Below are 12,518 nucleotides of genomic sequence, written 5' to 3'. Positions count from 1 at the left end.
CCATTTACGCAAAAAATTATAAAGAAGAAATAACATGTCCATTTTCATGTGATAAATTTTAAGTACTAATTCAAACAGAAATTTTAATTCTAATAGATTTGAGCCGTAGGTAGAATTTAATTTATTGGTCTCGGATTCGGATTTAAAACTCTGCAATTTATCTTAATACTGTAGTGAAAAAAAATATTTATCGATAGATTATCAGTACAGATTTTAGAAAAGTTTCGCCTATAGTAAACTCATTAAAATGTCTTGTTGTTTTAGGTTACCAATTATTATCTGTTAAGTACTGTTATCACTTTTTCGTATGTGATACTGGATACCGAGGGTGAAATTTTATTAAGGGAAGACTCGGAGATATTTAATAAATTTCATTATGTTTGCTAAATCGATTTAGCAACTATTGAAACACCTTCTGTTATGAGAAATATATTTCTTATCTTTTTTTTTGTTATTACTTTTAATGCATTTCTAAATGCTCAGGAATTAAAATCTCCTGATGGAAATCTGGTTTTGACTTTCAATATAAACAAAGAAGGAACGCCGGTTTATACTCTAAATTTCAAGAAAAAAGAAGTAATCAAAGAGAGTAAATTAGGTTTTGTTTTGAAATCAGATATTATGCTCAATAAAGATTTTCAGATTGTGAATACAAAATTTCAAACCGAAAATAGTATTTGGAAACCGCTGTTAGGAGAACAAAAAGAAATTAGAAATCACTACAATGAGTTGAAAGCTGATCTTGTTCAGAATAAAAGCAATCGAAAAATATTGATTTATTTCCGTTTGTTTAATGACGGTTTAGGTTTTAGATACGAGTTTCCGGTACAAGATAATTTACGTCATTTTATTATTCAGGAAGAAACCACCGAGTTTAATTTAACGGGAGATCATAAACTTTTTTGGATTCCGGGAGATTATGATACGAATGAATATAGTTATACGACCTCTAAAATATCTGAGATGGAGTCTCTCGTATATAATGCAACTCATGTTTCTTTGGCCGCCCAAACAACGATTAAAAATTTGGCTACACAAACGCCTTTGATGATGAAAACAAATGATGGACTTTACATCAATATTCACGAAGCAGCTTTAAAAAATTATCCTGCAATGTGTCTTAATCTCGACGATAAGACTTTTTCACTAAGTTCCCATCTTGTTCCTGATGCTGTAGGTAATAAAGGATATATTCAGACTGGTAGTTTTACGCCTTGGCGAACAATTGTAGTGAGTGATGATGCGAGAAATATTCTGGCTTCAAAAATGATTTTAAATCTTAATGAACCATGTAATTTTGAAGATGTTTCATGGATTAAACCCGTTAAATATATTGGTGTTTGGTGGGAATATTTTACTGGAGGAGGTTCTACATGGGCATATTCGGATAATCAGGATGTTGTGATTGGTGCAACAGATTTCTCCAAATTAAAACCTAATAATACACACGGAGCAAATACAAAACATGTAAAAGAATATATTGATTTTGCTGCAACAAATGGTTTTGACGCCGTTTTAGTAGAAGGATGGAATCAAGGTTGGGAGGATAATACAGCTTTTAAGAAAGAACGCATTTATAGTTTTACAAAAGCATATCCGGATTTTGATGTAAAAGATTTAAGCCAATATGCAAGCAAGAAGAATGTGAAAATTATCATGCATCATGAAACCACATCTTCAACAGCCGAATACGAACGACAACTAAATGACGCTTTAAACTTCATGGTTGATAATAATTACAATGCTGTAAAAACAGGTTATGTTGGGCCAATTATTCCAAGAGGAGAACATCATGACGGACAGCAAATGGTCAATCATTATATTTATGTAGCCAAAGAGGCTGCAAAACATAAAATCATGGTAGATTCTCACGAAGCTGTTCGACCAACAGGTTTACATCGCACGTATCCTAACTGGTTTGCTCAGGAATCGGCACGTGGAACTGAGTTTGAATCTATGGAAGGAATTCATCCCGATCACACTACGATTTTGCCTTTTACCCGATTAATGGGAGGTCCAATGGATTATACGCCAGGAATTTTTCAGGGAGATTTATCAGTGTATGGATCTAAGAAGAATAAGTTGAGTACAACACTTGTCAAGCAATTGGCACTGTACGTTACAATGTATAGTCCGTTGCAAATGGCGGCAGATTTACCGGAAAATTATATGCGTTTCAAAGATGCTTTTCAGTTTATAAAAGATGTGGCACTTGATTGGGATGAGACTTATATTTTGGAAGCGGAACCCGGCGATTATATCACAATTGCAAGAAAAACTAAAGGAAAACAAGAATGGTTTGTAGGTGGAATAACAGATGAAAATTCACGGACAGCTTTGATTGATTTTAGCTTTTTGCCAGCCGGAAAATCATACACAGCAATAATTTACGAAGATGGAAAAACAGCGGATTATAAAACGAATCCACAATCGTATAACATCCGAAAAATGAGCGTCAATAGCAAAACCAAACTAAAACAAAAACTGGCAGCGAGTGGCGGAGTTGCTATTTCTTTAAAGTAAATATTGTTTGAGAACTGATACACGGATGACACAGATGCGTTAAAGCGAAAACACGGATTAAACGATTTTTTTCCTTCTAATATTTTTCTAAAAAAAAGTCTGCTTAATCTGCCAAATCTGCGAGAGAAAAAGTTTGAGAAATGGCACGAGGATGACATGTACTAAACGGATTTATACAGATTAATTAGTGAAAATTCGTGGCAAAAAAAAGAAGTCGATACTAATAAAAAATATAAAATGAGCACAAAAGTTTACCCTTTGCAATTTGAACCAATTCTGAAAGACAGAATTTGGGGTGGAGAAAAATTAAAAACAGTTCTTAATAAGCCAATTGTTTCTGAAATTACGGGAGAAAGCTGGGAATTATCTACAGTAGAAGGCGATGTGAGTGTTGTTGCAAATGGACTATTAAAAGGAAAATCATTAACAGAGTTAATTGATCAATCACCAAACGAAATTTTAGGGACAGCAGTTTATGCAAGATTTGGAAATCAATTTCCTTTGCTTTTTAAATACCTAGATGCAAGAGAAGATTTATCGATACAAGTTCATCCAAATGATAAATTAGCAAAAGAACGTCATAATTCTTTTGGTAAAACCGAAATGTGGTATGTAATGCAGGCAGACACTGATGCACGCATTATTGTAGGTTTTAAAGAGAATTCAAGCAAAGATGAATATTTGGAAAATCTTCATAGTAAAACTTTGGTTTCTATTCTTGATGATGTAAAAGTTAAAGCTGGCGATGTGTTTTTTCTGGAAACAGGAACAGTTCATGCAATAGGTGCAGGATTGGTTGTGGCTGAGATTCAGCAGACATCAGACATTACATATCGATTGTATGATTTTGACCGAGTAGATGCTCAGGGAAATAAAAGAGAATTACATGTTGATCTGGCCCTTGATGCGATTAATTACAATAAAGTTGATACATACAAGAAATACCAAACGACTTCAAATCAATCAAATGTAGTGGTAGATTGTCCTTATTTTACAACGAACTTTCTTCCGCTTGACAGAAAAATTGAAGTGAGTAAAAACGGAGATAATTTTACAGTTTATATGTGTATTGAAGGTTCTTTTGAAATTAGATTTGAGAATGTAACATATAAATATAAGAAGGGCGATACAGTGTTAATTCCAGCAGACATGCATACTTATAGCTTAAATGGTTCAGCTTCAATTTTAGAAGTATTCATTTTGTAAAAATAGAATCGAAGGAAACTTTTGAGTTTGTTTGTTTTCATAAAAGAGAAGAGTCGCAAGGAAATATTAAAAAGGGAAACTTTGTGACTGTGCTAATTTTTTTATTGCAGATTATTCATACTAAAAGAATAACTTTTATTTTGGCGTAATTAAAAAAATACCTGTAAATACTAATGATTCTATGTTTAATTAACTCTAAAATAATGATTTGTTTAAAAAAAATAACTACAAAATCGTTTTAGTATTTATTTTTATATATATATTTGTGATACAATTAACAACAAGTTAATGAAAAATTAATTCGCTAAATGAAAAAGATTACTATTAAGGATATTGCCACAGAGGCGCAAGTGTCTATATCTACTGTATCTTTTGTCATTAATAATAAAGGCGAGAAAATGGGAATCAGTCCTGCGGTAATTAAAAAAGTGCAGGGAGTTGCTGAGAAGCTTAACTACAGACCCAGCATGATTGCAACCAGCCTTAGAACTGGAAAGACAAGATCTATCGGACTTATTGTTGAAGATATTTCGAATCAGTTTTTTGCAGATCTTGCCAGGGTTATAGAAGATGAAGCTAAAAGCATAGATTACAGAGTTTTTTATTGTAGTACTGGTGGAGATGATGAACGTTCTGAGGAGTTGATGCATAGTCTTTTGCAAGCAAATGTAGATGGTTTTATTATTACGCCAACGCAAAATCTTGAAGAGAAAATAGATCTTCTTTTAAAATTGAAAAAACCTGTTGTATTAATCGATAGGTATTTTCCGGGTCAAAGAGTAAGCCATGTTGTGATGGATAACTACGAAGCAGCTAATACAGCCACAAATTTTTTGATCAATAAAGGCTGTAAAAATATAGCTGTGGTAAATAGTAGCTCTGGAATGGTTCAGATGAAATTAAGAGAAGACGGTTATCGGGATGCCTTAAAAGAAAAAGGAATTTATGATGAGTCACTTGTACTTCATATGGAGTACCGTAGTAATGAAGAAACGAGAATCGCGGCAGTAGTAAGTTTTTTTGAAAAAAATACAAATATTGATGCTGTTTTGTTCTTAACAAATTATTTGGGATTGGCAGGACTTCTGGCTTTTAAAAAAATGGGAATCAAAATTCCGGAAGATATTTCGGTTATTAGTTTTGATGATCATGACAGTTTTAAGTTGCATACACCATCCATCACTGTTATTGCACAGCCTATTGAAGATATCGCTGTTAAATCCATACAGTTATTAATGAGTCAGATGGCAGATATGGAGAAATATGAAATTGAAAAAAGCCTTAAAAAAGGCAAATTAATAATCCGGGAATCTGTTTGATTCTAAGGATAATATCAAAACAAAATAAAAAAAAACGTTTCGTTTTTTTTTAATCATTTTACTAAATCGTTTTAGTGAATTTTAGAAGACTCAACTGATAACCAGTTATTTTTTTTAACGTGTTCACTATATCGATTTCTTAAAATTAGGAAAAATCTTTACGTTGCTGTTAAGTCATAGTATTTAGAGGTGCAGATCTTTAGATATCATATTAAACTGAGTTCAAATTTTATTACTAATTATTAAAAACAATCACGTTAAAACAAAAATCAAAACAAAAAACCAAAAAAAAATGCTTATGAAACGAATATTGGCAGTGTTAGGAATGGTATTGTTGAGTAGCTTAGGAGCTGTTGCACAAAACCGATTAATAACAGGCATAGTGGCTGATGCAGAGAACAAGGGAGTTGTTGCTGCATCCATTGAGGTTCAGGGAAAACCGTTTAGCGCAATTACTGACGCCGAAGGTCGATTTAAGATGAATGTTCCGGCAGGAAAGGTAATTTTAAACGTATCTTCTATAGGTTTTGCATCAAAACAAGTAGTGCTTCAAGAGAATGAAAACAGAGTTTCAGTTGTATTGATAGAAAATACACAGGAATTAAAGGACGTTGTAGTAACTTCATTTGGAGTTAAAAAACAAAAGAAAAGTTTAGGTTATGCAGTTGGAGAAATAAAAGGAGAAGACCTGACAAAAAATAAAGAAATTAACTTAGGAAATGCCCTTCAGGGAAAAATTGCCGGAGTTAACGTTTCTGCGCCGGTCACAGGACCTTCTGGTTCAAGCCGTGTAGTAATTCGTGGAGCAACTTCAGCTTCTGGACTTAACCAGCCTTTGTACGTGGTAGACGGAATTCCGATCGATAACAGTCAACAAGGAAATGCAAATATGTGGGGTGGAGCGGATAAAGGAGATGGTATGTCTTCTTTCAATCCGGACGATATTGCTTCTATGTCTGTATTAAAAGGTAGTGCTGCTTCTGCTCTTTACGGGTACAGAGGATCAAATGGTGTTATCTTAATTACAACTAAAAAAGGTAAAAACGGAACTGGAATTGGAGTAGATTTTAATACAAATTCTACTTTTAACACACCTGCAAGTCTTTTACACTGGCAAGATCAATACGGAGCCGGAGCGCCTGTAAATGGTGTTGCAACAAGATTTTCAAACTTACAGGAACTTAGAGATTCGTACTATTTTGCATGGGGAGATAAATACGACGGAACACCTTCTCTTTCGCTTGACGGAAAAACTAGACCATACCAAGCTTACGGAAAAGACAACGTTGAAAATTTCTACAGAACAGGATATTCTTTCAGTAATACTTTAGCTATTTCTGGTGGAAGTGAAACTACTAATTTCAGATTATCTTTTGGAAACACTAAAGATGAGTCTATTTTGCCAGGAACAAATTTCGCAAGAAATAACGTGTCTTTGAGTTTGAATTCGGCACCAAACAAAAAAATTAGTGTAGAAACTAACGCGCAATATATTACAGAGAAAAGTCATAACAGACCTTATTTGAATGATTCGCCTAGAAATCCTTCTTTCCCAACAACATTTTTGACTCCGGGAACAGACATTAGATGGATCAATAACGGATATGATGAAAACGGAGGTGAAGCAGATTATTTTGGAACAAATAACTACCATACCAATCCGTATTTTGCAACACAAGAAGATCTTAATGATGACCTTAGAAAACGTTTTATTGGTTCTGCTAAAGTAAATTATAACATTACAGATAAAATTTACGCAAAAGGTGTAATTGGTATTGATGATATCAATTATGAATATACTGAAATAGAACCTACAGGAATCAATTATAGTCCAGGTGGATCTTATGAAAACAGAGTTGAAGGCCGTTCAGAATATAACGCTTCTGCCTTTTTAGGATATAAAGGCGATATTGCAAAAAATCTTTCTTTGGATGCTTTCATTGGAGCTAACCGTCAACACAACAGATACAGCGGAATTAAAATGAAAGGAAACAATTTTATAGTTCCCTTCAAATATTTCTACGGAAATACACAACCTGTGCAAAGTGAAAAAATATTTTCAGAAAGTGAAGTAAACTCCCTTTTTTATTCAGCCGATTTAGGTTACAAAGATTTCTTATACCTTAGTTTAACAGGTCGTGAAGATTGGTTTTCGACTTTAGATCCATCAAATAACAGTACTTTTTACCCATCTGTAAGTTCAAGTTTCATTTATTCTCAAATTATCGATTTGCCAGAATGGATCTCTTACGGAAAATTAAGAGCAGGTTGGGGTAACGTAGGAGGAGCTTTGCCAGACGCTTACGCTTTGTCATTGACTTATACTTCGCCAGACGGACAAACAGATTCTCAAGGACAACCAATTTTGGGTGTTAATGGAGAAACAGTTCCAAACAAATTCTTAAAACCTTACAATGTAAGTACTATCGAATTTGGTTTCGAGAATACATTCTTCAATAACAGAGTAAGTACAGATTTGACTTTTTACCAAAAAAGGACAACAAACGATATAGCTGATGCTGATATTTCGCAAGCTTCTGGTTACAGAACTACAAAAATCAACGTGGGAGAAATCCTGAACCAAGGGGTTGAATTTGCAGTGAATGTAAAAGCGGTTAAAACACCAAGTTTCTCTTGGAGCGTTGGATATAATTTTGCTTACAATGATAGTGAAGTAGTTAGTCTTTCGGATAAGATTACAACCAAATCATTAGAAGGAAACAGAGATTCAAGAGCTTCTGTTGTTTTACAAAAAGGAGAACCTTTTGGAGTTATCAAGGCTTATGATTATTTAAGAGATAAACAAGGAAATATCGTAATTGATACAAACGGTAAATTCATGAGAGGAGATTTAATTATTGCAGGGCAAGGTGTAGCACCAACTTCAATGGGACTTTCAAATGACTTTCAATATAAAAATTTCACACTTTCAGTTTTCGTAGATGCTAAATTTGGAGGAGAAATCTATTCTGCTACCAACCAATTAGGAACTCGTTACGGATTGTCAGAACAAACACTTCCAGGTCGTGAAGGAGGAATTCAGGTATCTGGTAAAGATGTTAACGGAAATCCTGTAAACACAACTGTTTCTGCATACGATTACTGGAGAAGTTATAGTGATGTAACATCAAACTTTGTATACGATGCTGATTTTGTGAAGTTAAGAGCGATTTCTTTCAGCTATAATTTCCCAAAAGCACATCTGGCAAAAACACCATTTCAATCGGTAAGCTTAGCATTTTCTGCTCATAATTTATGGACAATTTATGATAAAGTTCCAAACATCGATCCAGAGTCAAACTATTCTAATAGTAATGCACAAGGACTTGAAAGAGCATCTATGCCTTTGACAAGAAACTATGGTGTAAGTCTTAATGTTAAATTTTAATAATAAAATTGAAAGATGAAAAATAAATATATCAAAATATTCTGTATCGCAATTGTTAGTGCTATGACATTCTCTTCATGCGATAAAGGATTCGAGGAAATGAATACGAATCCAAATGCATTGACAGATCCAGCTGTAAAATCAATGTTTACACTTGCTGAAATTTATGTAGACGGACAAGATTATTCTAATACAAGAGGAAACAACGCTTACGCAGCTCAAATCGTTCAACAATTTTCTTCATTAGGAGGACCAGGTTCAAAATACACCTATTCTTCTGAATATTCAGGATCACTTTTTGGAGAAACTTACGGTAAAGGATTGAATCAGGTTTTTCAGTTAATGTCTGTTGTAAAAGACTCACCTGAAAATAGCAATATGATTCAAGCTTGTAGAATCATGAAAGTTTTCATGTTTCAAAAGTTGACCGATACTTATGGTGAAATTCCTTATTTCGAAGCAGGAAAAGGATATAACGGAAATGTTTTTGCCCCAAAATATGACACACAAGAAGCTATCTATAATGACCTTTTAAAAGAATTAGACGAAGCTGGTGATGCATTAGATGCTAATAAATCATTTGTTGGTAACGCCGATTTATATTACCAGGGTAATGTTGCCAAATGGAAAAAATTGGCAAATTCATTAATGTTGAGAGTAGCAATGCGTTTGTCTAAAGTAAATCCTGCAAAAGCGCAACAATATGTTGAGAAAGCAGTAGCTAATGGTGTTTTTACTTCTAATGATGACAGCCTTGTTTTAAAACATGATGCAGGTCCGGCTGGAGTCAAAACAAATCCAATCACTTCATCTTGGGTTAGAAATGATCTGAACGGAGGAGATGCCAATATAAAATACAGTAAAACGTTTATCGATATGTTGAAAAACAATAACGATCCTCGTTTAAGAATTTATGCCAAATTGGAAGCTACAGGAGACAACAATCCTGCAAACCAACAAGGACTTGCAAATGATGCGAAAGAATTTCCGGGTGGAGACAAAAAATTATTCTCTGATCCTAACACTTCTACAGTATTGCGTCTAGATGCACCAACTTTGATTATGTCTTATGCTGAGGTACAATTTATATTGGCAGAAGCGGCAGTAAAAGGCTGGAATGTTGGCGGAACAGCACAAAAATACTACGAAGACGGAGTAAGAGCTGCAATGGAAGTTCTGGTTATTTTTGGTGACAAAGTACCGGCAGTTTCACTTGCTGAATACAATACTTACATTACAGCTCATCCTTTTAAAGCTGCTGGAACTGAGGCTGAAAAAATCGAACAAATTATAACCCAAAAATGGATTGTATTGTTGTTCAACGGTTTTGAAGCATTCTCAGAATACAGAAGAACAGGATATCCGGTTTTAGTTCCTGTTAATGATCCTACGGGAGAAACAAAAGGAACAGTACCAAGAAGATTAATTTATGATCAGTCAGAATTGATAACAAATGAGGCTAATTATAAAGCAGCGATAGCTCGCCAGGGGTTGGATTTAATGACAACCAGAATTTGGTGGGATAAATAGTTTTAAAATTTTGGTTAGTTAGTTGAATTAAGCCGGGCAAGAATACCTGTACCGCCCGGCTTATTTTTTAATTTCTATTTTGATTTTCATTAAATTAGAGGAGTTTATGAACAATTCGTTCAATAGTTTTAAAACCTTTTTTTTCGCAAAGACAGAGTCGCTTCTGCTGAAAAAGATGGGATTATCATCAAAAGAACATAAAATTAGTGATTAGCTTTTCGATTTTTTAAAACAATCTAAAATCAATCCCGAAGCTTCGGGACTAAAATAAGAATTAAAGCTTGGCAGCTGTAAAAAAGGAAATGATTTCTGGATATTTTGTTAGTTACCTTTTATTCTGATATAAAACCTACTGAGAAGGAATAATTGAAAAATCAATTATCCTTCTCAAACTGCCAACAATTGAATTGCAATGCATATATAATTTATTACTCATTAAGAATGGAATGTAAAAAAAGCTTTTACTGGTTTGTAGGAATTTGTCTCATCAATTTTTCATTGGCTGCAAATGCTCAAAACATTGATATAAAAACGGCCTGGCAATACCGGGAAGTAAAAACAGAAAAATGGAATCCTGCAACAGTTCCCGGAGAAATCCATACCGATTTACTCAATAATAAAGTAATTCCAGATCCATTTTACAGAGACAATGAGAAAAAAATAGAATGGATCGAAAAGAAAGATTGGGAATATAAAACTACTTTTAAAGTAAGTCCGGAAACTTTAAAAAAGAAAAACACAGAACTGGTTTTTGACGGATTAGACACTTATGCTACTGTTTACCTGAACAATGAATTGGTTTTAAAAGCCGATAATATGTTCCTTCAATGGCGTGTAAATGTAAAAAAGATATTGAAATCAGGAAATAATGATTTGGTAGTTGTGTTTAAATCGGCACAAAATGTAGTTGATTCACTTGCCAAAAAAGACTTGCCATTTGTAATTCCGGATAACCCACGTGCTTATGTGCGTAAAGCGCAATATCATTTTGGATGGGATTGGGGACCAAAATTCACTACTTGCGGAATTTGGAAAACACCACGATTAGAAGCTTACGATCAAAAAACTCAGGAGAAGCCTTATGTTTTAGATCGCAAAATCGAATTGGTACAAGAGCCGGATAATGTTGGTAAAACATTCTATTTTAAAATAGATGGAAAGCCGGTTTATATGAAAGGCGCCAATTATATTCCATCAGATGCATTTCTTTCGAGAGTAACCAAAAAAGAATACGAAAAAGTAATTGGTATGGCCAAAGATGCCAATATGAATATGCTTCGTGTTTGGGGGGGAGGAGTTTATGAAGATGATTACTTCTACGATTTATGCGATAAAAACGGAATCTATGTTTGGCAGGATTTCATGTTTGCCGGAACAATGGTACCGGGAGATGATGCTTTTTTTGCCAATGTAAAAAAAGAAGTTCAATATCAGGTAAAACGCTTACGCCATCATAAAAGCATTGTTTTATGGTGTGGAAACAATGAAATAGACGAAGCCTTTAAAGATTGGGGATGGCAAAAAAGTATGAAAATGCCAAAACAAGATTCTATTCGTTTATGGAAAGATTACGTTCGTTTGTTTCAGGACAGTATACCAAAATGGGTAAAAGAAGTCGATAACAAACGACCATATATTAGTTCATCACCGTCATTTCATTGGTCGAAAGAAAAAAGCCTTACCGAAGGAGATAGCCATTATTGGGGAACCTGGTGGGGATTAGAAGACGTGGAAGCCATACAAAATAAAACAGGACGTTTTGTGAGCGAATACGGAATGCAAGCGATGCCAAATTATTCGTCCGTTGAAAAATTCAGTTTGCCAGAAGACCGCTATTTATATTCCGATATTTTGCAGGCACATCAAAAAGCCGGAAAAGGGTTCCTGAAATTAGATTCTTATTTGAACAGATATTTCATTGATTCGACCAAAATAAAAAAAATGAATGTTGAGGACTACACCTACCTCACACAATGTTTACAATATTATTCCCTTAAAAATATTATCGGAATTCATCGTTCAAAAGCGCCTTATAATATGGGAACTTTAGTTTGGCAGCTTAACGATTGCTGGCCAGTTGCAAGTTGGAGCGTAACGGACTATTATGATCGGCAGCCAAAAGCCGCCTGGTATGCCATGAAAGAAGCGTATAGAGATGATAAAACACCAGAAATTGATTTAACACGTCCGATAAGTTTAAAACTCGAAGACCCAAAAATCACCTGGGTGTTAAAAGGAAATAAACTGACTCTGAAAGCCTTAAAAGAGGCTAAATATGTAAATGTTTCTATAAAAGGATATACCGGAAAATGGAGTGATAATTATTTCAGTTTAAAGACAGGCGAAGAAAAAACAATCTCTTTTGAATGTGAAATTGTAAAACCAGAGGTGAGAGTTTATTCTCTATATGACGTTCTTAGAAGGTACAATTAAAGGTTCAAAGTGACAAAGGAAGAGAGGTTTTCTGTAGAGGCGCACAGCAGTGCGTCTTTAGGTTCAAAGATTAAAAAAATCGGACTAAACCTCTTTAACCATTGTCATCGGTGGCCCAT

The 12,518-nt window shown here is 34.2% G+C and carries 6 protein-coding genes; all 6 read left to right on the top strand.

Annotated elements, in window-relative coordinates; genetic code table 11:
• Positions 1–420: 420 nt before the first annotated feature.
• The gene (locus GIY83_RS04085; RefSeq protein ID WP_208684945.1) at positions 421–2,523 is read left to right on the top strand and encodes a glycoside hydrolase family 97 protein; all 2,103 of its coding nucleotides are present in this window, start codon (positions 421–423) and stop codon (positions 2,521–2,523) included.
• 237 nt (positions 2,524–2,760) lie between these two features.
• Positions 2,761–3,729 carry a type I phosphomannose isomerase catalytic subunit gene (locus tag GIY83_RS04080; RefSeq protein ID WP_208684943.1) on the top strand — a complete coding sequence of 323 codons (969 nt, stop codon included), beginning with the start codon at positions 2,761–2,763 and terminating at the stop codon, positions 3,727–3,729.
• Positions 3,730–4,037: 308 nt separating this feature from the next.
• Positions 4,038–5,048: a LacI family DNA-binding transcriptional regulator gene (locus tag GIY83_RS04075; RefSeq protein ID WP_208684941.1), complete on the top strand. Its 1,011-nt coding sequence runs from the start codon at positions 4,038–4,040 to the stop codon at positions 5,046–5,048.
• A gap of 298 nt (positions 5,049–5,346) precedes the next feature.
• Positions 5,347–8,436, top strand: coding sequence for a SusC/RagA family TonB-linked outer membrane protein (locus GIY83_RS04070; RefSeq protein ID WP_229029207.1), 3,090 nt, complete (start codon positions 5,347–5,349; stop codon positions 8,434–8,436).
• A gap of 15 nt (positions 8,437–8,451) precedes the next feature.
• Entirely contained in the window at positions 8,452–9,966 is a 1,515-nt protein-coding gene (locus GIY83_RS04065) for a SusD/RagB family nutrient-binding outer membrane lipoprotein (protein ID WP_208684937.1), read from the top strand.
• 441 nt (positions 9,967–10,407) lie between these two features.
• Positions 10,408–12,399: a glycoside hydrolase family 2 protein gene (locus GIY83_RS04060; RefSeq protein ID WP_208684935.1), complete on the top strand. Its 1,992-nt coding sequence runs from the start codon at positions 10,408–10,410 to the stop codon at positions 12,397–12,399.
• Positions 12,400–12,518: the final 119 nt, after the last annotated feature.

Origin of the sequence: Flavobacterium sp. SLB02, from assembly GCF_009664855.1 — a bacterium.
GTDB lineage: Bacteria > Bacteroidota > Bacteroidia > Flavobacteriales > Flavobacteriaceae > Flavobacterium.
This window is presented reverse-complemented; position numbering and strand designations above follow the sequence as displayed.